At 63.2% G+C, this 21,005-nt stretch carries 16 protein-coding genes; 7 read left to right on the top strand and 9 right to left on the bottom strand.

Features of this window, described 5'->3' with window-relative positions; translation table 11 throughout:
• Positions 1-165: 165 nt before the first annotated feature.
• Positions 166-1,368 (bottom strand): glycosyltransferase family 4 protein, encoded by a 1,203-nt coding sequence (locus tag H8A95_RS31900; protein ID WP_420839483.1) that lies wholly within the window; start codon positions 1,366-1,368, stop codon positions 166-168.
• A 283-nt stretch (positions 1,369-1,651) separates the two neighbouring features.
• Here H8A95_RS31900 and H8A95_RS31895 point away from each other — a divergent pair, with 283 nt between their 5' ends.
• Positions 1,652-3,763 (top strand): GumC family protein, encoded by a 2,112-nt coding sequence (locus H8A95_RS31895; RefSeq protein WP_420839482.1) that lies wholly within the window; start codon positions 1,652-1,654, stop codon positions 3,761-3,763.
• A gap of 17 nt (positions 3,764-3,780) precedes the next feature.
• Here the strand turns inward: H8A95_RS31895 and H8A95_RS31890 are convergent, their stop codons facing one another.
• Entirely contained in the window at positions 3,781-5,106 is a 1,326-nt protein-coding gene (locus H8A95_RS31890) for a lipopolysaccharide biosynthesis protein (protein ID WP_233287296.1), read from the bottom strand.
• A gap of 520 nt (positions 5,107-5,626) precedes the next feature.
• Here H8A95_RS31890 and H8A95_RS31885 point away from each other — a divergent pair.
• The gene (locus H8A95_RS31885; protein WP_229186784.1) at positions 5,627-6,847 is read left to right on the top strand and encodes an FAD-dependent oxidoreductase; all 1,221 of its coding nucleotides are present in this window, start codon (positions 5,627-5,629) and stop codon (positions 6,845-6,847) included.
• 37 nt (positions 6,848-6,884) lie between these two features.
• Here the strand turns inward: H8A95_RS31885 and H8A95_RS31880 are convergent, their stop codons facing one another.
• Positions 6,885-8,015 carry a GNAT family N-acetyltransferase gene (locus H8A95_RS31880; RefSeq protein ID WP_229186780.1) on the bottom strand — a complete coding sequence of 377 codons (1,131 nt, stop codon included), beginning with the start codon at positions 8,013-8,015 and terminating at the stop codon, positions 6,885-6,887.
• 472 nt (positions 8,016-8,487) lie between these two features.
• On the opposite strand from H8A95_RS31880, the gene H8A95_RS31875 reads away from it, so the two are divergent.
• The 3 genes from H8A95_RS31875 to H8A95_RS31865 all read left to right on the top strand — a co-directional run bounded on the left by H8A95_RS31875 (position 8,488) and on the right by H8A95_RS31865 (position 11,687).
• Positions 8,488-9,300, top strand: a complete 813-nt coding sequence (locus tag H8A95_RS31875) for a WecB/TagA/CpsF family glycosyltransferase (protein WP_229186783.1) — start codon at positions 8,488-8,490, stop codon at positions 9,298-9,300.
• Positions 9,301-9,375: 75 nt separating this feature from the next.
• Positions 9,376-10,665: an O-antigen ligase family protein gene (locus H8A95_RS31870; RefSeq protein ID WP_229186779.1), complete on the top strand. Its 1,290-nt coding sequence runs from the start codon at positions 9,376-9,378 to the stop codon at positions 10,663-10,665.
• Entirely contained in the window at positions 10,662-11,687 is a 1,026-nt protein-coding gene (locus H8A95_RS31865) for a glycoside hydrolase family 5 protein (RefSeq protein ID WP_229186778.1), read from the top strand. The genes H8A95_RS31870 and H8A95_RS31865 overlap by 4 nt, the downstream gene beginning before the upstream one ends.
• 29 nt (positions 11,688-11,716) lie before the next feature.
• Here the strand turns inward: H8A95_RS31865 and H8A95_RS31860 are convergent, their stop codons facing one another.
• Entirely contained in the window at positions 11,717-12,928 is a 1,212-nt protein-coding gene (locus H8A95_RS31860) for an amidohydrolase family protein (protein WP_229186777.1), read from the bottom strand.
• A 185-nt stretch (positions 12,929-13,113) separates the two neighbouring features.
• Here H8A95_RS31860 and H8A95_RS31855 point away from each other — a divergent pair, with 185 nt between their 5' ends.
• Entirely contained in the window at positions 13,114-14,334 is a 1,221-nt protein-coding gene (locus H8A95_RS31855) for an MFS transporter (protein WP_420839484.1), read from the top strand.
• A 15-nt stretch (positions 14,335-14,349) separates the two neighbouring features.
• On the opposite strand, the gene H8A95_RS31850 is transcribed toward H8A95_RS31855, so the two are convergent.
• From H8A95_RS31850 to clpB, 5 genes are all read right to left on the bottom strand, one after another.
• Complete coding sequence (locus H8A95_RS31850; RefSeq protein ID WP_229186775.1) at positions 14,350-14,541, bottom strand: hypothetical protein; 192 nt, start codon at positions 14,539-14,541, stop codon at positions 14,350-14,352.
• Positions 14,542-14,624: 83 nt separating this feature from the next.
• Positions 14,625-15,440 carry a family 1 encapsulin nanocompartment shell protein gene (locus tag H8A95_RS31845; RefSeq protein ID WP_229186774.1) on the bottom strand — a complete coding sequence of 272 codons (816 nt, stop codon included), beginning with the start codon at positions 15,438-15,440 and terminating at the stop codon, positions 14,625-14,627.
• Positions 15,433-16,494 carry a Dyp-type peroxidase gene (locus H8A95_RS31840; protein ID WP_229186773.1) on the bottom strand — a complete coding sequence of 354 codons (1,062 nt, stop codon included), beginning with the start codon at positions 16,492-16,494 and terminating at the stop codon, positions 15,433-15,435. Before H8A95_RS31840 ends, H8A95_RS31845 begins: the two co-directional genes overlap by 8 nt.
• A 121-nt stretch (positions 16,495-16,615) precedes the next feature.
• Positions 16,616-16,885, bottom strand: coding sequence for a DUF2171 domain-containing protein (locus H8A95_RS31835; RefSeq protein WP_229186772.1), 270 nt, complete (start codon positions 16,883-16,885; stop codon positions 16,616-16,618).
• A gap of 103 nt (positions 16,886-16,988) precedes the next feature.
• Entirely contained in the window at positions 16,989-19,601 is a 2,613-nt protein-coding gene (gene clpB, locus H8A95_RS31830) for an ATP-dependent chaperone ClpB (protein ID WP_229186771.1), read from the bottom strand.
• A gap of 664 nt (positions 19,602-20,265) precedes the next feature.
• Here clpB and H8A95_RS31825 point away from each other — a divergent pair.
• A partial coding sequence (locus H8A95_RS31825; protein WP_229186770.1) for a YXWGXW repeat-containing protein occupies positions 20,266-21,005 on the top strand: 740 nt, incomplete at its 3' end.

Genomic DNA, 21,005 nt, shown 5'->3' with positions numbered 1-21,005 from the left:
CTCGAACAGGGCCTCGAGGCCCGCGGGGTGGGACCCCGGGGTCGTGGTCCAGGCAAATTGAACGGGGATATCCTGATCGTTGACGCGCAGCGTCTCACGACGCATCCAGAGCCGCGCCTGCTCGCGATCGCAGCGAAACTCGATAATCATGTCCAGCCCGACTTCCTAGTGCGCGTCCGCTCCCACGGCATTGCCGAGAATGTGGACGTATTCCTCTATCATGGCATCCAACGAATAGCGCGACTTCAGCCCCACGGCGCTTTGCCGCAGCTGGTCGCTCAACAAACGATCTGTCAGGACTTTCGATACGGCGGCCGAGAACGCGGCCTCGTTCGAGGCGTCGACGAACACCGCCGCAGGCTGTCCCTGGTAGGACAGCACCTCGCGCAGCACGGGAAGATCGTTGACGACGCAGGGAATGCCGGCGCTCGCGGCTTCAACCGCCGCAAGACCGAAAGTCTCAGCCTGCGTGGGGAAGACGAAGACATCGAGGCAGGCCAGAAAATCGGCCATCTGGCGCGGTGGAATCTCGCCGATGAAGTGCAGCCGGTCCGAGACATCAAGCTCGTCCGCCAGGGCTCGCAGCCGTTCCTCGTCGGTACCCTGGCCGGCCAGCGCAAGGTGCCACGATGGATCGGCAGCCAGCAGGCGAATTGCCGCATCGAGCCGCTTGTGCGGATGCAGCCTCGCGGCGCAGCCGAGCAGGGTACGGTCCGGCGGCAGCTTGAACTGCTGCCGCGCAAGGTCTTTTGGCAGGCTGTGCGACTTGTCGTCGAAGCCATGCGGGACGTGCTTCATGCGTGATCGATAGGGCGCGGGATAGCGTGCGTATTCCCGCTCCATGTCGCGCGAGTTCAGCGTGATGCACTGGAAGAAGCCGGTAGAGCCCATGATGATGTCGGCGGCGCGCACCGGCATACTCATCGACAGCGCCGAAGACACTTGATTGGCGATGACAGGCGCGCGGCTGACCAGGCGCGACACGCCTCCGCCGATCACATTGCCGAAGTGCTGGAAGGTCAGGACGGCGTCAGGTCTGATGGTTCTGAGATGGCCGGCGAGCGTCCACAGCATCCGCAGCAGCGCCACCGGATTTCCCGGACGGCTCGGCGCGCAATACAACGTATTGGGCGGCTCGTCGAAGGAATCCGATTTGCGGAAGAAGAACAGGTTGGCGACATCATAGCCGCGTGCAGTGAGCCCGGCGCCGAGCAGCCGCGATATCTCCTGCGCGCCGGCGTTCTCGGCCTGGGTCTGCACCAGGACAACACGCAGCTTTGGCCTGCTCGCGTTCGGTCGATCGCGTGACGCGGTCGATGACTCGCGCAGTTCTGTGCTCAGTTCTGGACTTGGCGCGTAATGGAGCACGGATTCCTCACCCGTCGAGGGAGTGGAATCGTCTCCCTCATTTTTGCGCGCGTGCTTATCACGCAAGGCGTGCTCGTGCACCGAGGAGCGCGTGTTGAGGTTACTGCTCATTTAGCAATCAGACATTGTGAGCAATCGAGAGCCATTATCTCACAGATAGTACAGCGGGCTCGTTAACCAATTGGTTACGGCAGCGCAGAGAGGGGGTAACCGGCGATTAACCATAGATATTTACGTTGGGCGGCACTGAGCGGTGCTGTCAGTTGAATTCGAGTCAAAACCCATGAAGTTCGGTAGCCGCGTCGGCCCGAGACGTTCCGAAGCCACGGGACCCGCAGCGTCGTGGGAAGCTTTCAGCGTGCCGACCCAATCCTCAGCTGAAACCACCAAGGGCGTGCTGAGCCTCCCCGGTGTGCTGGCCTTTTTCCGCGAGAAAGGTCAACGCATCCTGATGCTCGCCGCGGTTGTCTTCGCGGTCGGTATCATCTTGCTGATGTTGATCCCGGCGCGTTACGCCGCGACCGCGCTCGTCGTCGTCGACCCGCGCGAGCAGCGCGTCACCACCGATCAGGACGTCCTGCCGGGGATCGGCCAGGATGCCGCGGCGCTGCAGAGCGCCGTTGAGATCGCCAAATCCGATGGATTTCTTGGGCCGCTGATCGAGCAGCTCAAGATCGCCCAGGATGACGACATCTCCGGCGGCAGGACCGATCCCACGCGCCTGCTCGACCGGTTTCGCAACCGGCTCGATATTTCCCGGCGCGGATTGACCTATGTTATCGCCATCAAGTTCACGTCCAACGACCCGCAGCGCGCGGCGTATTACGCCAATGCGGTGGCGGAGGCGTTCGTTGCCAGCCAGCGCGGGACCCGCACCGTGGCGACCGACGAGGCTGCCGACTGGCTGAAGAGCCGGCTCAAGACGTTGAACGACCGGCTGCGGGCGTCGGAAGATGCCGTCGCCAAATTCAAGCTCGAGCACCGCATCGTCAACGCCGGCAAAGAATCCACAACGCAGCAATTGCGCGTAACGGACCTGACGCAGCAGGTCGCTGCGGCGCGCGCGCGTACCGAAGAGGCCAAGACGCGCTATGAGCAATTGCAGCGCGACCTCAAGGCCAATGTCGACGGTCCGGTCAAGCAGGACCTGCTGAGCGCGTTGCGCGCCCAGCGCTCCACGCTCAACGACCAGATTGCGCAGAAGCGCGGGGTGCTCGGCGATCGTCATCCCGACCTTGTGATGGCGCTCAGCCAGCTCAGCGACCTTAACCGGCAGATCGAGATCGAGCGCAAGAAGAACATCGATACCGCGAAGTCGGAATACGAGGCGCAGCGCGACCAGCAGAAGGCGGTCGAAGATCAGCTGAAAGCGGCCGAACAGCAGATCCTGGTCGACGGTCAGGCGCTGGTGAAGCTGCAGGAATTGCAGCGCGATGCCGACGCCAACAAGAATATCTACGAGCAGTTCCTGTCGCGCTACAAGACCACCGACGAGCAGCGGCTGCTGCAGGCCTCGCAGACCAAGGTCGCATCGCCTGCGACGCCGCCGGTGCGTTCGACGCTCCCGCCGCTTCCGCTTTTGCTCGCCGCCCTCGCGATCGTCTCGCTGCTGACGTCGACGGCGATCGTCGCCGTTCCCGGTCTCAATCTGCCGCAGCTCCCGACCAAGACCGTTCTGCCACTGCGTCGTGCCGAGGCGCCCGCACTGCAGCCCGCGCCGCAACCCCCGCTGCAACCCGCGCTGCCGCCGGGATTGCCTGTGCTGGCCCGCATTCCCGACATGGTGTCGCCGGATGCCGTCAGGAGCGTCTGGCAGACCCCGATTTCAACGGCGGCCGAGCCCGATCTCAGCCCGCATCTTCAGTTGCTGATCGAGAACATCGAACAGCTTCCAGGGGACCACGGCAAGGTGGCGCTGCTGCTGTCGGTCGAGGCCGGCGTGGGCGGCAGCACCGTTGCACGGTCGCTCAACCGGTCCGCCGTGAAGAACGGCATGCTCAGCGTCCTGATCGAGATGGAGGCGAGGCGCGCCGAGGCCGCGCCGCCGCAAGGCTCGGGGATCATCAAGGCTGATCTGGCGTCGGTCGTGGAACTGCTGGGTGCCAGCAGCAAGGCGCCGCCATATCCGCCGGACGATATCCGCGCCGATTTCGGCCTGATCATCGTCGATGCATCGTCGCTTGCCCTGCAGCCGGCCGCGGTGGCGCTCGCCGCCCATGCCGATCTGGTGATCCTGGTGGTTCGCGAGGGCGCGGCCAATGCGACTGCGATCACCAAGGCGCGGGCCGATCTGTCCGGCTTTGGCTCGGTCCCGACCGCGCTGGTCGTCAACCGCGTGGCGGTCGATGCCGCCGTGCGCAGTGCTCAGGGCAAGGCTCTGGGATTGGCGAGCTGACGGCCTTCCAGCTCGGTCTAGTCGTTGCTGTCGGCAACGCGGACCGCGTAGGTGTCGCGCTTCCACGACGAGAGATGCGAAAGCACCATAATTGATGGGTCGACGCCGGTGCGCCGGCGGCACAGCACATTGAGCGCGATGGTGGTGAGCACCAGGGACCCTGTCGCCGCGATTGCTGCACCGAGCACGCCGAGCCAGGGGATCAGCACGACAAATCCGACCAGTCGCAACGCCACGTTGGCGGCGACGACCGGAACATAGTCGCGCTCATGTCCCGTCAGCTGCAGCACGGCGGCCGACGGTCCGCCCGCCGCCTGGAAGGCCGTTCCGATTGCGAGCACGATCAGCACCCACTGCTGCGCGGCGAAGTGCGGCCCGAACAGGCCGAGCAGGTGGGGAGCACCCACCCAGACGATCACGAGCCCGCTGAGCACGCAGAGCGCGGTCACCTCGGCCATCAGCTTCAGCGTATGTTCGAGCTCGCGGTGATTCTTGCTGAAATACAGCGAGGGAAGCCGGCGCGCTCCGAACGTGTAGAGCGCTGCCGAGAGCATGGCGAAGATGTTCGCCAGACGTGAGGCGGCGAAATAGACGCCCGCGGTGGCCGGATCCAGCATCCAGTAGACCAGGATGACGTCGAAATACTGATTTGCCGCTTCAAGAATGGATGCGAGCCAGAAGCGGAATGCACTCCGGTTCCAGCGCGAGGTCTCGAAGCGCGCCGTGATCGAACGCAGGTTCGGCAGCACACGCATGATCGACACGATCTGCACCACCAGCCCGAGGGCCATCGCAACGCTCATCGCGGTGAACAGTTCGGCAGGAGTGAGCTGCCGGTGACCGAACAGAACGGCGATCAGGACCAGGACAACGGCAACCCGCCAGAAGAACTCGCGATTGCCTTCGCCCATCAGGATGCTGACGAGGGATCGTGCGATCTGGCTGCCGAGCATCAGGCCGGCATTGACGGCGGTGAACGCCGAGACCGAGAGGATCAAGAGCCACCACTCACCGCGAATGCTTGCGACCGCCGCGATCGCGGCAATCGAAATCAGCATCCCGATCGCGGAGTTCTTCAGGCTCGACAGCAGCACGCCCTTGGTGAGCTCCGCCTGGCCGCGCACCTCGTACTCATTGAGGAAGCGAACCAGCAGAAGCTCCTGGCCGGCCAGGCCCACGACCGAGGCGATCTGGGCGATGGAAAGTAAGGTCGCAAAATCTCCAAACGCGTCGGGTGTCATGGCCCGTGCGGCCAGTGAGAACAACGCGAACGCGAGCCCGCCGCTGCCGACCTTGAGCAGGATGGTCCCGGCAACGCCGCGCGTGACATCGCGCCGTAGCATTTGAAGAACAGAGGCAAGCACCAGAGGCGTCTCAATATCCAGTCAGGCTGTTGACTTAGCAATCGGTGAGGTCAGGAGTGTTAATGTTCTCTTGCTAAGATTCCGTTCCTTCCGACTGGCTTTCTGGTTCCAAGTGATTGCAGAGCTGGCCAATATGTCGCGCGGCTGCCCCATTCTGGAACGCTGCCGTCCGCCCTGTCTCCAAACGGCGCAGATTGGATTTCCCTTCGGCGCTCCGGCCAACGGCATGCATCGCGCCGGTCGAAGCCTCGTTCGCGCGTCGAAGGCATTTTCTGAAGCTCCACGGCCAGGCAATTGCCCCGCCATTCTGCCGCGGAGGCTCCAAAAGATCGGTTTCATGGCCGTTTGTCGTGCAAGCCATGTGCCGAGAGCTTGCTCACCGCGGTCGACAGGCCGTCATTAACTTCAACGAGGAAACGCCTCGCGTTTCGTCCCGCTCGACGGCGGGGCGGGCAAGGAAATTGCAGTTCTGCGGCTATTAGCCGTCGGAGCGGACATGATGATTGCCGAGGAAAGCACCACCCAGCCGATCGCAACTTGCGAGGCTGAAACGTTAGAAGCTGATGTCGCCATTGTCGGCGCCGGCTTGGCCGGCTCGCTTGCGCGAGCTGTTCTCTCCCGAGCCGGGTACCGGGTCGTCCTGATCGACAAGCGCTCGATTCCGCCGGATGAATTCCGCGTCGAGAAGGTCGCGGGAGGGCAGATCGATATCTTCCGCCGCCTGGGCTTCATCGACGACGTCGAGGCCGTGGCCTCGGCCTACGACCGGGTGCTCAACATCCGGGGTGGCAGACTGGTCGATATCGGTGTCGGCCGGTCCTATGGGGTTTCCTATGCCGACCTCGTCAATATGGCCCGCGGCCTGACGCCGGAGACATCGACCTTCCTGATCGACCAGGTGACCAATGTCAGCTGCAGCGAGGATCGTCAGCAGCTGACGCTGGCCTCCGGAAAACGCGTCGTCGCGCGGCTCGTCATTCTGGCGACCGGCATGGCGAGTGCGCTCGGCTACAATCTCGGAATGCGCCGGCAGTTGATCGCCGCGCGCCACTCGGTGACGTTCGGCTTCACGATCGCGCGGCCGGATAACGCGCCGTTCGGCTTCGATGCGCTGACCTGCTACGGCAAGGAGGCGGCTGACGGCGTCGACTATCTCAGCCTGTTTCCGATGTCGGGCGGCATGCGGGCGAATCTGTTCATGTTCCGCGATCCGACCGATCCGATCATGCGCGAGCTGCGCCGCGACACCAGGCGGACGTTGGTTCGCCTGATGCCGGGATTGCAGCCCTATCTCGGTGATTTCGAGATCGTCGGCCAGGTGCAGAACTGGGTCATGGATTTGTCCGTGACCGAAGGCCATCTGCAGCCGGGCGTCGTCCTAATCGGCGATGCGTTTCAGACCAATTGTCCCGCCGCCGGAACCGGCGTGAGCCGCCTGCTGGTGGATGTCGAGCGCCTTTGCACCGAATATGTGCCGCGCTGGCTCGAGACCGATGGCATGGGCGTGGAGAAGATTGCGCAGTTCTATGCCGATCCCGACAAGCTCGCCGCCGACCGCCACTCGCTGCAACTGGCGCGTTACCGGGAGGCTTTGACCTCGAACACCGATGTACGCTGGACCATGCAGCGCAAGCTGCACTTCCTGCGCCGCGTGATCGCGCATCAGGTGGACCGGATTCATCCGGGATGGGTCATGCGCGTCCGCAGCGCGCTCCGGTAAGCGGCGATAAGCGACGGTGAGGCTTTTCTAAGCGGCGCTACTGTGTGTCGGTCGAGGCGCGGACCGGCCTGAAGTCGGTCACCCGCTTGGCGGCCTGCTTGATCCAGGGCGCCTGCTTCAGCGCAAACAGTGCCAGCGAGCCGGCCGCGCTGCCGGCCTGCGTCATGGCCGACATCGGTGTGGGCTGGCCGCCGAACTGCTTCTTGTAGGGTTCGTCGCCGATGGTGAAATCGAGCACCCGGTCGCCGCGCGCGATGCAATCCTTGGCGACGCTCTCGAACGTCAACGCGCCGATCGATTGGCTTTTGTAGCCCGCGACGTCGAACGCCGTCATGACGACGAGGAGGGCGTCACGGTGGACCAGCCCGAGGGCAGTCGCGATGACTTCGCCATCCATCTTCATGGCATAGACCCGCGTAAAGGAGCCGAGACCGCGGAGCGCCACGCTCGAATAGAAATCGAAATATTCCGGACGCTGCAGCAGGTCGCCGTCACCCTGTTCGTGAAACCGCGGACCGCGAAACTTCCGCATCGTCTCCATGGCTTCGCCGACCGAGGCGCCGTTGTCGCAGCATGAGAAGGTGAGCGTGCCTTTCTTGTGGATCTGGCGCCATTTCTTTGCCAGTTCCTTTTGATAGGACTTTCCCAACGCGTTGATCTGCCACTGCTCGAACGGCGCGGTCAGCACCGTCGCATAGGCATTCATATCCATCAGGCTGCGGTGCGGCGCGCCGAGGAGATTCTCGACCGGCATCCTGGCATCGAGCAGCTTGGGTATCCGCAGCAGGTCGAACGGCCGCAGTAGCTGTCGAAGCGTCGCGCAAGCGCGCTGATCCTGAAGGAGGTGAGTGAACGTCGCGGTGCTGCAGACCGGCGACAGATAATCGGACACGCGAAGATCGGCGAATTCAATCACGCGCATCGGCCCGCGCCGCACGCGCAGCATCGGAAACACGGCTGCAAGCGCGTTGTTCGTGCGGTGACGGACGACGACAATCAATGGCTTCGCCGCAGCGGCTGGGGCGAGCTTGCGATAGATGTTGTCGAGCCAGAGCGGATGTTGGAAGGCGGTCGCGTCCGAGCCCTCAAACAATGTCGCGTATTCTTCTGACAAGAAGTCGAATGCGTCGTCGACGCTGACATCGAACGCGTCATCGTTCTTATTCATGTGAAACCAAAAACAAACGGGTTCTAAAACGCCGATCAAGCCGGCCTCTCGTCCTTATAGCAAAGGCCGATGACGGCGCGCACCGGTAGAATACGATTTGTATTAATGTCGAGCCTCGAACTTTGCATGTTGTTGCTGGTCGGGCGGCGCCGCAGCTGAAACGACCGCTGCTTGCCGTCGGCGCAGGATGTCGTGCCGTGCGACCAACATGGTTAATGATCTTTTTGCGGCCTCGGCTCATCGAGGCTGCGACGAGACACGCGTTGCCTGGACCGGATATTGCAGTTAAGGGCACATAAGCACTGGAGCCCTTGCTGAAATGTTGAGTCATAGCCAAAACGCCCGCATTTCCGATGCAATTTCGCCTGCGCGCGTCGATCGCGAGGGGACCCAGCGTCTCGATTCAGATATGGCTGTTCCGTCTGTCCGAATTTGCGACACTTCGCCGAACCGGCCGTCCCTGCCGAACGGCATGCGGGAGCGTCGGATCAATCCTGTTGGCAGGGCCCTGACTGCCGGCGTCCCGCGGGAAACTATCGGCGGGCTGCGGCTCGCCGTGCTCGATCGCGAGCAGACCGCCGACTTCATGGTCGAGGCGGTGTATCCGAACCGGCGTGTCAATCGTCCGCTGTATCTGACCTCGGCCAACGGCGAGGTGCTGTCACGCTGCTCGACCGAGCCGATGACCGATCGGCTGTTCCGCGCCGCTGACCTGATCAATGCCGACGGACAGCCGCTGGTCATGGTGTCCAGGCTGCGGTCGTCGAAGCCGCTGCCCGAGCGCGTCGCGACCACGGACTTGTTCCATGACGTTGCCTGCAAGGCGGAGAAGCTCGGGCTGACCTTCTATCTGTTCGGGGCCAACGACGCCGAGAACAAGGCGGCCATCGCCAATGTCCGCCGGGCGTATCCGGCACTCAAGATCGTCGGTCATTCGCACGGCTATCTGCGCGGCGACGCGCTGCGGGCCAAGGTCGACGAGATCAATGCCCTGGCGCCGGACTTTCTCTGGGTCGCGCTTGGCGTGCCCTACGAGCAGAGTTTCGTCGACGAATTCATGCCGCTGCTTGGCAATGTCGGCGTCATCAAGACATCGGGCGGATTGTTCAACTTCCTGTCCGGCTCGCGGCCGCGCGCCCCGAGATGGATGCAGGTCGTCGGCCTCGAATGGGCCTGGCGGCTTTGGCTCGAGCCGCGTCGGTTGTTTTGGCGCTACTTGACAACCAACCCGCACGCTCTCTATCTGCTCTTCAACCGGACTCGATCCTCGTCGACCAAGGACTGAAGTCTTCCGAGTGCAATGTGCTGCTCCGAGCCACCGGAGCAGCAAGCTCATTTTCAATGAGCGGAGTACAATCGAATGGATGGTCGCGCGCTCGATAGCTCGATCTGGCAGGTGCCAGGCGTCGAGGCGGAAAATTTCGCACGGACCGTCGTCAATTGGTCGATCACGATCAACGTGATCATGTCGATGGGGACCTTTCACGCTGCGTTGCTGCCGACCGAAATAACCCTGGTGCAGCAGGCCGTGGCACTCGCGATGTGGGGTGTGCTGATCTACGCGAGCTTGTTCATCCGTCCCTGCCTTCGACTGGCCTTCAATCTCGACACCGCAGTGATCATCGCATTCTATGCGTTCGCCACGATTTCCGTGTTCTGGACCAATCTGGACGCCGCAGCCCTCATGAAGGCCGCGGCGCTTGTGATCACGACGCTTGGCGCGTTCTGCATGGTCACCCGCGTCGACATCGACGACATCGTGAAATCGACGACCCGCGGCCTGTTCGTGCTGATCGCGGCCTCGGCGTTCTGTGCGGTCGTGCTTCCGGACATCGGAATCGATCAGACCTGGATGCACAACGGGCAATGGCAAGGCGTCTTCGAATCGAAGCAAACCCTGGGCTTCGCCGCGGCCTATCTCATGTTCTTTGCCTGCTATCGGAAGATGACCGGACAGGGCTGGCTGCCGTTCCTCGTGACATTTGCGCTGGCCTCAGCCTGCGTCATCTTCTCGGAGTCCCGTGGCGCCGGTGCCCTGTCGCTGGTCGCCTGCGCGCTGCTGCTGACCTCGCTGTGGTCGATCAGGTGCATGCAGGTCTATGCGGTGCTGCCCTGCATCATGTGCGTCGCGGCCGTGTTGCTGATCCTGTATTTCTACGCGACCGGATACGATTCGATCCATGTCTTCGATACGACGATCAACTTCACGGAGCGAACGTTCATCTGGCAGTACGCCATCAGCCATTTCGATGACGCGCCGCTGTTCGGATTCGGCATCAACGGGTTCTGGACCAATCCGGCAATCTACGATTATTTCAACCAGAACCACGGCTGGGTGCTCGACAACTACCACAATGGCTACATCGCCATTCTCGTTGAGACCGGTTTCTTCGGCTATTTCCTGTTCGCGGCGAGCGTCTTTCTGTTCTCCTACAAAATGCTCTGCCTGATCGCAGGACGGGCAATCGACCGTCTGCACTGCGCGCTGATCGTCGGGTTTGTGTTCCTTAACTGCCAGACCAATTTCACCGAGACGGTCTTCCTTCGCTCGACCATGTTCACGTCGGTGCTGCTGATCGCATTCTTCCTCGCCGCTTGCCGGCCGATGTCGTCGCCGCGCGCGCGGCTCCGCGAGCAGGAGCAGCCATGACAGCGTTCCGGTCGCATTTGCAAGGAGCCGTCGGCGTGCTGCTGGCGGCGGCGCTCGCTGCCGTGTTGATCTCGCCGGTGAATGCAGCCGGGCAGGGTGCGTCTCCGGCGGTCGCAGCGTTGGGGCGCGGCATCAACATTCTCGGCTATGACGGCATCTGGGAAGGTTACCAGAACGCACCGTTCCGCCATGGAAACCTCGCCGCCATCCGCAAGGCCGGCTTTTCGCATGTGCGGATCAACTTCTTCGGTGTCAGGCACATGGATTCCGGCAACATTCTGGATGATGCTGTGTTGCATCGCCTCGATACCGTGATCGAACAGGCCTTCGCGAGCAAGTTGATCCCGATCCTCGACGAACACGACACCGACCTTTGCCAGCGCGACGTGCCGGAATGCACGGTGAAGCTCAAGGCGTTCTGGCGCCAGATCGCGGCGCGCTATGCGGGGAAATACCCGGCGCTGCTGTTCGAGATCCTGAACGAGCCTGGCGGGAACATGACCTCGGCCGAGTGGAATGGTCTGCTCGCCGATTGTCTTGCGATCATCAGGGAGACGAATCCGAAGCGGAATGTCGTGGTCGCCGTCCTGAACACCGAGGAGCTGCCGATCGACCAGCTGGCGCTGCCGGCCGGCGACAGAAACCTCATCGTCACGTTCCACTATTACCTGCCGCTGCAATTCACCCATCAGGGTGCACCGTGGTCGGCGACCTTCTCGAAGATCGGTCCGTTGAGCTGGGGCTCGGCGGAGGACGAAGCGAGGGCTGCTGTCGATTTCGACAAGGTCCGGTCCTGGTCGGAGAAGGAAAAGCGCCCGATCTATCTTGGCGAGTTCGGCGTCTATGAGCGCGCGCCGGCGGAGAGCCGGGCGAAGTACCTGTCGTTCATGACACGAAGCGCTGAAAAATTCGGCTGGGCGTGGGCCTATTGGCAGTTTGATCACGACTTCGCGGCGTTCGACAGTGTCCGGCAACGCTGGAAGGGCGACATCCTGCGCGCAATCATTCCGTCCGTCCGCTAAGCCGCTTTTGCTTCTGCGCGGTGTGCGCTTCAGGACCGGCCGGCATCCTTGACGACGCGATTGTCGCGCGCCACCAGGGCCCCGCCCTTGTAGACCGAACGCCCGGAGGGCCGCGCGACGACCGCCTCCTGGATATGCACGGCGTTCAAGGTGACGAAATCGGCCTTCGCGCCCACATGCAGGCCGTAGTCGTCAAGCCTGAGTGCCTTGGCGCCGGCCGCGGTGACCATGTCGAACGTGATCGCGAGCTCTTCATCGGTGTAGAAGCCCGAGCGGTATCCGATCATCATCGCACGGCCCAGCATGTCGCCATCGCCATAGGGCCACCAGGAGTCGCGGATGTTGTCGTTGCCGCTGAACACGGTGACGCCGGCTTTCCTGAGCATGGCGACCGGCGGGAACGGCCGGCTGCCCGGCGCATTCGTCATGATCGACACGCCCGAGCGCGCCAGGATGTCGGCGGTCTTCTTCAGCGCATCGGCCGGAATGTCGCCGAGCCCGTAGGCGTGGCTGACGGCGACGCGGCCCTGCATCCCGAGCGCGCGCGTCCGCGCCGCGATCTGCTCGACCTCGAAGGCGCCGAGCATGCCGCCATCATGAAGATGGATGTCGACATCGACGCTGTGCTTCTGCGCAACACCGAACACGACGTTGAGATGCCCCTCGACATCCCGATCGAAGCTTGCGGGATCAAGGCCGCCGACGGCATTGGCGCCGAGCTTGATCGCCTCGTCGAGCAATTGCGGCGTGCCGGGGCTGCTGAGGATGCCGCTCTGCGGAAAGGCCACAAGCTGGATATCGATCAGGTGCTTGTATTCGTCGCGAACCCCAAGGCTGGTCTCGAGCGACTTCAGGCCAACCGAACCGTCGACCATGACGTGGCTGCGCATCTGCGTCGTGCCATGTCCGATGCAGAGGTTGAGCTGGTTTCGTGCCCGCTCGGCCATCGGGGCGGCGGCAGCAAGATTCTCCGCCTGGAACGCAACCCGTTCGTGAACGTCGAATCCATTGGTGCAGGGGCGGTGCGGTCGCCAGGTATCGCCGTAGAAGCTGGTGTCGAGATGGATGTGGCCCTCGACGAAGCCGGGCACGACCAGCGCATTGCCGAGATCGACGATCTCGACCCCGGCCGGGCGCGCGGCCGTCGCTTCGATCGCTACGATGCGACCGCCACGAACCATCATATCGCGGCGGGTGCCGTCACTGAGCCTGGCATTGGTGAAGAGTCTATCGGACGGCATCGGATCTGCTCCTCTCACTGATTGGGTCACATGCAGATCGCGCGGTGGCGCCATGTCTTGCCTAACAAGATCAGAGGAATAATACTCGCTTCGAACCGCCAGACAAGGAACCGAGAGCGTTGCCGGAGATTGCGAGCAGGGAATTCGATGTCAAGCGCGCAGCCTTTGCCGCGACCATCGGCAACATGCTGGAGTTCTACGACTTCATCACCTACAGCTTCTTTGCGACCGAGATCGGGCGTACCTTCTTCCCGGCGCATAGCGAATACGGCAGCCTGATGCTGTCGCTTGCGACCTTCGGCGCCGGCTTCCTGACGCGGCCGATCGGCGGCATCGTGCTCGGCATCTTCTCCGATCGCGTCGGCCGGCGGCCGGCGATGTTGCTGAGTTTCGCGTTGATGGGCGGGGCGATCCTGACCATCGCGCTGACGCCATCCTATGCCGCGATCGGCATCGTGGCGCCTGTTATCGTGATCCTGGCGCGGATGGTGCAGGGATTTGCGCTCGGCGGCGAGGTCGGGCCGACGACGGCGTACCTCATCGAGATCGCGGCACCTCGGAATCGCGGCCTGGTGGTGGCATGGCAGCCCGCCAGCCAGGAGATCGCGGCGACGATCGGCGCGCTTGTCGGGGTCGTCCTGAGCAGCACGATGGCTCCCGATATGCTGCAGGCCTATGGATGGCGCGTCGCATTCCTGCTCGGCGCCGTCTGCCTGCCGTTCGGCATCTGGATGCGCCGCACGCTGCCGGAAACAGTTTCGCACGGCGAGCACGTCGCCGGGCAGGTCGAAAGCTCAAGCCATGTCGCGCAGGCGCGCCGGCATCTTCGCGTGATCGTGCTGGCAGTGATGATCCTGGCCAGCGGCACGATCTCGACCTATGTGACGCAATACATGACGACTTACGCCAAAAATACGCTGCATGTCTCGCCGTCGCTCGCGTTCACCGTATCGCTGGTGAGCAACGGGCTTCAGATTATCGGCGCCGTGCTGGGCGGCTGGCTTGCCGATCGGCTCGGACGCAAGCCGATCATGATCTGGCCGCAGCTGGTCGTGCTGGTGCTGACCTATCCGGCCTTCCTGTGGATCGTCCGGGATCCCGGCGCGTGGTCGCTGTTGTTCGGCTTCGGCGTCCTGTCGTTCATCGGATCGCTGCCGTTCACGGCGTTCTATGCCGCCTTTACGGAGGCGCTGCCGCAGAACATTCGCGGCGGCGTGTTCGCCACGATCTACGCGGTGGCGATCGCGACGTTCGGCGGCACCGCGCAGCTCGTGGTCACGTGGCTGCTGCACGTCACCGGAGATCCGCTGGCGCCGTCCTGGTATCTCCTGCTCGCGGCCGCGGTCGGCATCGTGGCGATGAGCCTGATGCCCGAGACCGCCCCGGTGAAAGTCGGCGAAAAGTAACGCCGGCGGACACGTTCAATCCATGTCGCGAAAGGCGTGGCCGTTGGCCTCGATCTCCTTCACGAACTGCGCCGGCAGATTGGCCTGCCCGAAGGTACCGTCGAACACCCAGTCCTTGGCATCGGCAAGATCGGGAAGACCGGCGCCCTTGCGGACGTAGAGACCGACCGATGCCTTCTTCGGGTTGATGTAGAGATCGTAGTCCATTGCGCGCCTCCTCTCCGTTACATGTTCGGCGGAAGCTCCGGCGGCAGCCGGAGACTTCCCGGATGAAGCAGCGCCGGTAAGATTTAGGCGGGTTTCTTCGCCTCCGGCGCGAGCACCACCGATGCCTCGCTCGTCAGCATCAGGAAGGTGATGGTCTCCTGGAAGTAGAGCTGAACCGAAGTTGCAGAATGGCTGAGATAGCCGATCGAAAGGTCCTGGCCGATCGAGAGCTGGAAGTCGCCGCCGCGGGTGGTCAGCAGCACGCCGCCCTGGATTGCGGGCGCCCAGACGATCTTGCCGTCGACCAGCCGCTGGATGTGTTGCAGCACAGGGTAGCCGTCGTCGGTCGCACCGCCGATCGCGGTATAGGGTTCGGTGCCGAGCAGCAGCGTATAGGGGCCGTTGACACCAGCTAGCCGCAGCTGGCTGACCGCCTGCGCGACCACATTGGGGTAGTTCTTGATGCTCGCCGGCAGCGTCAGCACCGGGTTGCTGGTGCCCTGACGGATGCCCCGAATGCCCGCAGCCGTGTAGCCGTCGAACACCGCGCGGTCCTCTGCGAAGGCGATCTTGCGCGCGGCGTCCTTCAGCGGATCCCAGTCGGAATCATTGGAGCCGCGCTCGACATCGTCGATTGCCTGCCGCGAAAGTTCGAATGGCACGCGCAGCTCGACCAGCGCGCGGACGTCGCGTTGCGTCGCCTCGACCCCGTCGCCGGGCGTCGGAATTTTCTTGAGATGACCGGTGCCGACAGCGGAGAAGTCCGTTCCCTTCGGGCCATCGACGTCGACGACACGGCGCGCCGCCAGATGGCGCTTCAACGTGCGCGAGGCTTCCTCTTCGATCTGGGCCCATGCCGCGTCCGAGATGGGGGCCAATCCCCGATGAAGATTATTCATGTCCAGCCTCTCCTTTCAGCGAGCCGATACCGAGCGAGCCGTCGATCGGCGATATTCTTTGTGCAGGTGCCTCGTCGGCCCCGGCGTCATCCGCCGCCGGCTCGGCGGGCGCGATCGCCGGTGCTGCGTTCGCGGCATCTTCCAGGAACGTCGCCGACGGGACGAAGTATAGCGTGCCGGTCACGGGGCGGCTGAAATCGAGCAGGCGGTCGTAATTGCCCGGCGGCTTGCCGACGAACATGTTCTCCAGCATCTGCTCGATCCGGTGCGGGGATTTGGCATAGCCGATGAAATAGGTGCCGAACTCGCCCTTGCTGACGTTGCCGAACGGCATGTTGTCGCGGACAATATCGAGCTCCTCGCCATTCTCGACGATCGTGGTCAGGGCGTTGTGCGCGTAGCTCGGCTTCACCGCATCATCGAGCTCGATGTCGGACAGCTTGGTGCGGCCGATGATCTTCTCCTGCATCTCGACCGGCAGCTCGTTCCACTTCGTGAGGTCGTGCAGGTATTTTTGCACGATCACATAGCTGCCGCCGGCGAAGGCGGCATCTTCGTCGCCGATGATGGTGACCTCTAGCGCTGCCTGATCGACGGGATTCTCGGTGCCGTCGACAAAGCCGAGCAGGTCGCGCTCGTCGAAATATTTGAAGCCGTGCACCTCGTCCGAGGTGGCAACCGCATCGCCGAGCCGTGACATGATCTGCGAGGCGAGCTCGAAGCAGAGGTCCATCGGCACGGCGCGGATGTGAAACAGCAGGTCGCCCGGCGTCGCGACGGCGTGGTGGACGCCGTTGATCTCGCGGAACGGATGCAGGCCTTGCGGCTTCGGCGCACCGAACAGCCGGTCCCACGCATCCGAGCCGATGCCCATGACGCAGGACAGCCGGCCCTCGAGATCGCGAAAGCCCACGGCGCGCACCAGCGCGGCCAGATCGGCGCACAGCGAGCGCACCACGGTGTCATATTCCGGATTGGGCTTGATCGTGACCGCAAGGAAGATGGCCGCGCGCGTCAGCTTCGCAGCGACCGGTTGCGGAACGGCTGATGGCACGCATCTCTCCTTAACTAAAACGGCTAGTCCACGACGACAAAAAGGCGGGCCGGACACCAGATTGGTGTCCAGATATCGAGAGAGGAGCATGCCACCGGAGCCTTTACAAGAGCCCGGATTGCTAGGCTTCCGCGGACGGCCCAACCGGCTTGCCGGACTTCTCCTCCTCGAGAGTTACCGCGATGGCGGCGTTGGCGGAGAGCCGAACCTTCGAGCCTTCGACGCCTGCCACGAAGCCGAGCTCGATAAAGTGGTGATGGCCCTTGTGGAAGCCGTCGCTGTCATTCTTCTTGAGCTTGATGCGGTTGCCTTCGACGCGATCGACGGTGCCGACATGCACGCCGTCGGCGCCGATGACCTCCATGTTGTCCTTGATGTTCTGCTGCGTCATGACGCTCTCCCTGGTTGCAGGTCAGCTTGTATGTTCAGCTTGCATATGATGCGCCCAGACGACGCGGCGATGACGGCGCGTCGTTGGCCGATCGGGACTTCGCTCACATCGGTTCGAACTCGTCCGCTGCCGCGTTCTCCGGCTTCTTGCCATTGAAAGTGAGGCCGGCCTTGGTGGCTGAGAGTTTCACCTGCGAGCCATCGCGGACGTCGCCGGCGAGGATCATTTCGGCGAGCGGATCCTGCACGTTGCGCTGGATCACCCGCTTCAGCGGGCGGGCGCCGTAGGCGGGATCCCAGCCTTTCTCCGCCAGCCAGTCGCGCGCCTTCGGGTCGAGCTCCAGATCGATCTTGCGATCCTCGAGCAGCTTGCGCAGGCGCGAAAACTGGATCTCGACGATGCGGCCCATGTCGCTCTTCTGCAGACGGTGGAACAGGATGATCTCGTCGATCCGGTTGAGGAATTCCGGGCGGAAGTGCGCCCGCACCATGTTCATCACCTGCTCGCGCACTGCGCTGGTGCTCTGGCCCTCCGGCTGGTTGACGAGATATTCCGCGCCGATGTTCGAGGTCATGATGATCAGCGTGTTGCGAAAATCGACGGTGCGGCCCTGGCCGTCGGTCAGGCGTCCGTCGTCGAGCACTTGCAGCAGCACGTTGAAGACATCAGGATGCGCTTTCTCGATCTCGTCGAACAGCACGACCTGATAGGGCCGGCGCCGCACCGCTTCCGTCAGTGCGCCGCCTTCATCGTAACCGACATAGCCGGGCGGCGCGCCGATCAGTCGCGAGACCGAGTGCTTCTCCATGTATTCGGACATGTCGAGGCGGATCATCGCGGTCTCGTCGTCGAACAGATATTCGGCGAGCGCTTTCGCCAGCTCGGTCTTGCCGACGCCGGTGGGCCCGAGAAACATGAACGAGCCGATTGGCCGGTTCGGATCCTGCAAGCCGGCGCGGGCGCGGCGCACCGCAGTCGACACCGCACGGACCGCCTCGGCCTGGCCGACGACGCGCTTGCCGAGCATCTCCTCCATGCGCAGCAGCTTGTCCTTCTCGCCTTCCAGCATCTTGTCGACGGGGACGCCGGTCCAGCGCGAGACGACCTGCGCGATATTGTCGGCGGTCACGGTCTCGCTGGCGGACGAGGTCTCGCTGGCCTCGACCGTCGCGAGCTTCTTCTCAAGTTCCGGAATGCGGCCATAGGCCAGCTCGCCCGCCTTCTGGAATTCGCCCTTGCGCTGCGCATTGGCAAGCTCGGTGCGCAACTGCTCGAGTTCGCCCTTCATCTTCTGCGCATCGGAGAGCTTGCTCTTCTCGGAGCGCCATCTCGATGTCATGTCCGCCGACTTCTTCTCCAGATCGACGAGATCCTTCTCGAGCGTCTGCAAGCGGCTCCTGGAACCGAGATCGGTCTCCTTCTTGAGCGCCTCCTGCTCGATCTTGAGACGGATAATCTCGCGATCGAGCGAGTCGAGCTCTTCCGGCTTGGAATCGACCTGCATCTTCAGTCGAGCCGCCGCCTCGTCCATCAGGTCGATGGCCTTGTCGGGCAGGAAGCGATCGGTGATGTAGCGGTTCGACAGCGTGGTGGCGGCAACCAGCGCCGAATCCGCAATGCGCACGCCGTGATGCTGCTCGTATTTGTCCTTCAGCCCGCGCAGGATCGAGATGGTGTCCTCGACCGTCGGCTCGGAGACGAACACCGGCTGGAACCGCCGGGCCAGCGCCGGATCCTTCTCGACATGCTTGCGGTATTCGTCGAGCGTGGTGGCGCCGATGCAATGCAGCTCGCCGCGGGCGAGCGCGGGCTTCAGCAGGTTCGATGCGTCCATCGCGCCGTCGCCCTTGCCGGCGCCGATCAGCGTGTGCATTTCGTCGATGAACAGGATGATGCCGCCCTCGGCGGACGTTACTTCCTGCAGTACAGCCTTGAGCCGTTCCTCGAACTCGCCGCGATATTTCGCGCCCGCAATCAGCGCGCCGAGATCGAGCGCGAGCAGCGCCTTGTCCTGCAGGCTCTCCGGCACGTCGCCATTGACGATGCGTAGTGCGAGGCCCTCGACGATCGCGGTCTTGCCGACGCCGGGCTCGCCGATCAGGACGGGATTGTTCTTGGTGCGGCGTGACAGCACCTGGATGGTGCGGCGGATTTCCTCGTCGCGGCCGATCACCGGGTCGAGCTTGCCGTCGCGCGCGGCCTGGGTGAGGTCGCGGGCGTATTTCTTCAGCGCGTCGTAGGCATTCTCGGCTGATGCGCTGTCGGCGGTGCGGCCCTTGCGCAGCGCATTGATCGCCGCATTCAGGTTCTGCGGATTGACGCCGCCCTTGGCGAGCAGCTTGCCGGCGTCGCTGTCCTTGTCTGCTGCGAGGGCCTGCAGCAGGCGCTCGACCGATACGAAACTGTCGCCGGCCTTGTCGGCGGCCTGTTCCGCCGCGGCGAAGGCGCGTGCGGTATCGGGCGCCAGATAAATTTGTCCGGAGCCGGCGCCGCTGACCTTCGGAACCTTCGCCAGCGCGTCTTCGGTGGCTTTGAGGATCGCGCGCGAGTTGCCGCCGGCCCGGTCGATCAGGCCGGCCGCGAGGCCTTCAGGGTCATCGAGCAGCACCTTCAGGATATGGAGCGTCGAGAACTGCTGGTGTCCCTCGCGCATCGCGAGCGACTGTGCCGACTGAATGAAGCCGCGAACGCGATCGGTATATTTTTCAATGTTCATTGTGGCACCTCAAAGGCAACGCAGGCTCGTCGAGATCAACCTACGCCATGCATTCCCGCCGGCGACAGATGGCGGAACGATGACATCTATCATCTGGCAGCCCAGTGCAATTGCGCCGGCGAGAAAACCGCGGGCCTGAGGCTGCCGCAGCCCGCATCGTGTGGTCGTTTCCGGGGTGTGTCAATCGCGGACCGAGCCGCTGATACCCTGCAGCTAAGCTCTTGCGACGGCCGATGTTCGCCGTTGGCACTCGTCCGGATGCACTGCTACGGATGCGTGGTCAGACCGGGCGCGTGCGTCACGTCGATCGTGGCCAGTGCTCACCGAAGCGTGCGGTTCGAACGAGCCCGGATCGTTACAATCACATGAAAGCCTGGAAGTTATATTCGCGCTTTCGGAAACGGTGATGCGCACTGTATGGCGCGCTCGATGATGCAGCTGTCTGCCGCGCGATGTTCCACTGAATCGCGCAACACTACGTTCACCACACACTCTGAACTGTCGATGAATGGCAACGTGATTGCGTTTCCGTTTGCATCGACGTGTTTCAGGCTGGTGTAAGGTGAAGGGTCTAGCGATGCAGTGTGTCGGTCTGTTGCCGATGCACGGAACTTTTGTTCCGGTTCTCACGTTAAAACAGACGTGCTCATCGAAGAGGCTCCCAATGAACACTCGTCTTCTATTGACCGTGTCGTGTGCAGCGATTGCCACGGCGCTGCTCTATGCGACTGCCGTGCCGGCAAACGCGCAGGACGCGGCATGCGCGCCGGTCAGCGCTGTCGATACTGCGCCGCCGCCGCTGCCGACGTACGATCAGCCGCCGGTGCCTGGGCCCGGCTACATGTGGTCGCCGGGCAATTGGTCGTGGGACGAGGATCGCGGTGATTACTACTGGGTGCCCGGCACCTGGGTGCAGCCGCCGCGAGTCGGACTGCTGTGGACGCCCGGTTACTGGGGCGCGTTCGGCGGCGGCTTCATTTTCCATCAGGGCTATTGGGGTGATCGCGTCGGCTTCTACGGCGGCATCAACTACGGCTTCGGCTACGGCGGTGCAGGCTATGAAGGCGGCCGCTGGGATCACGGCAATTTCTTCTACAATCGCACCGTGAACAATCTGCAGGGTGCGCAGATCAACAACGTCTACGAGAAGAGCGTCACGATCAACCAGACCACCGTCAACAACGTCAGCTACAATGGCGGCACCGGCGGTATCGAAGCGCGGCCCACTGCTGCCGATCGCGCGGTCGCCAAGGAGCAGCATTTCGCGGCGACGCCGTTGCAACGCAAGCAGGTCGAGACCGCAAGCCAGGATCCGAGCCTGTTCAAGCGCGCCAACAACGGCGTGCCTGCCGTCGGCGCAACCGCGCGCCCCGGCGAGTTGAAGGGACCGGGCGTGGTCCGCGC

This window comes from Bradyrhizobium oropedii, assembly GCF_020889685.1.
Taxonomy (GTDB): Bacteria; Pseudomonadota; Alphaproteobacteria; order Rhizobiales; family Xanthobacteraceae; genus Bradyrhizobium; species Bradyrhizobium oropedii.
This window is presented reverse-complemented; position numbering and strand designations above follow the sequence as displayed.